This is a genomic window from Rhizobacter sp. P3_B12, from assembly GCF_056402895.1.
In genome coordinates, this window is the sequence record NZ_JBFUGN010001268.1 from 1 (window position 1) to 1,458 (window position 1,458).

The window sequence follows — 1,458 nt, forward strand, 5'->3', positions numbered from 1 at the left end:
GCCTTCGCGATCTGCGCCGCATCGAAGCGGATGTTCATCGTCAACATGTCTTCTCCCTCGGTCTGGTCGCGATTCAGTTCAGCCCGCCGCCGCGTTGCTTGCTCAGCGCCTTCATGGGTGGCGGCCCCTCCCAATCCGAGAAGCGCTGGTAGGCGCCGTCGAAGCTGAAGTTCAGCGTGTCGGTCGGGCCGTTCTTGTGCTTGACCACCAGCAGCTCGGCGTGGAACTTGTTGGCCTCGGTCGGCGCCCGCCGGTGCTCGCGGTGCAGCAGCCCGATCAGGTCGGCCGCGCCCTCGATGTCGCCGCTGTCGCGCAGGTCGCTCATCTGCGGCATGCCGGTCGAACGCTTCTCCGAGTCGCGGTTCAACTGCGACAGCAAGATGACCCAGACGCCGAATTCCTTCGCCGCCCGCTTCAGGCCGTTGGCGATCTTCCCCAGCTCCTGGTTCCGGTTGTCGCCGTCGCCCTCCATCAGTTGGAGGTAGTCGATGATCACGAGGTCGAGCTTCTTGTGCCGGCGCTTGACCTGCTGGATCTTGCGACGCACGTCCATGATGCTGAGCGCCGCCTGGTCGTCCATCGCGATGTGCAGCTTCCCGAGCGCGTCGATGCCTTCGCTGACGCCCTCCCACATGCTCTCCGGCGCGTTGCGCGGATTGCGCAGGTCCGCGAGGTTCACGCGCCCGGCTGCTGCCACCTGTCGGGCCGTCAGCGAGTTCAAGCTGTCTTCCTGCGTCAGCATCAGCACGTAGTGCTTGCGGCCCACGTTGCGGCTGAGCGTCAGGCATATGGCCGTCTTCCCCATGCTCGGCCTGGCGCCGATCACCCACAGCTCGCCCGGCCGGCCGCCGCCCGCGGTGCAGTGGTCCAGATCCTTCAGTCCGGTCTGGATGGTCGTTTCCTTGCCGTCGTAGCGCTGCTGTAGGTCGTCGAGGTAGCTCACGACCAGCTCGCTGATGTCGCGCGGCTCGTTGCGCTCCGCTACGGCGTTCAGCGCCATCAGCTTCGTGATCATCTGGTCGATCACCTGGTCGACCGGCTGCGGCTTGCCATCGGCGCCGTGCGCGCCGCGCATGACCTCGTCGGCGACCGCCGCGCCCAGGCGCATCACCTCGCGTTCCCGCCAGCGCTCGACGATCAGCTCGGCGTGCCTCGCCGCGGCCCGGCTGTTCGTCACCGACTGCAGCAGTTGGTTCAGGTACACCATGCTGTGGCCGCCGCGGTCGTGGACGGTTATGAGGTCGGCCAGCTTGCCGGCCATGAGCAGCTCGCTGATCGTCTCGTAGATCGCCCGGTGGTCGCGCTGGTAGAAGTGCTCCGGCTTCAAGATCGTGCCGACCACCTCGAAAGCCTGGTTGTCGAACAGCAGCGAGCCCAGCACGCTGTGCTCTGCTTCCTCGCTGTGCGGGGCGCTGTGGGGCACATCGAAGGCTTCGGGACGCCGGCTCATGCGGACTC

1 protein-coding gene is annotated in these 1,458 nt (G+C 66.5%); it reads right to left on the reverse strand.

Annotated elements, in window-relative coordinates; translation table 11 throughout:
• Nucleotides 1-73: 73 nt before the first annotated feature.
• On the reverse strand, nucleotides 74-1,458 hold a 1,385-nt coding region (locus AC1D01_RS34395), incomplete at its 5' end, for a replicative DNA helicase (RefSeq protein ID WP_477873948.1).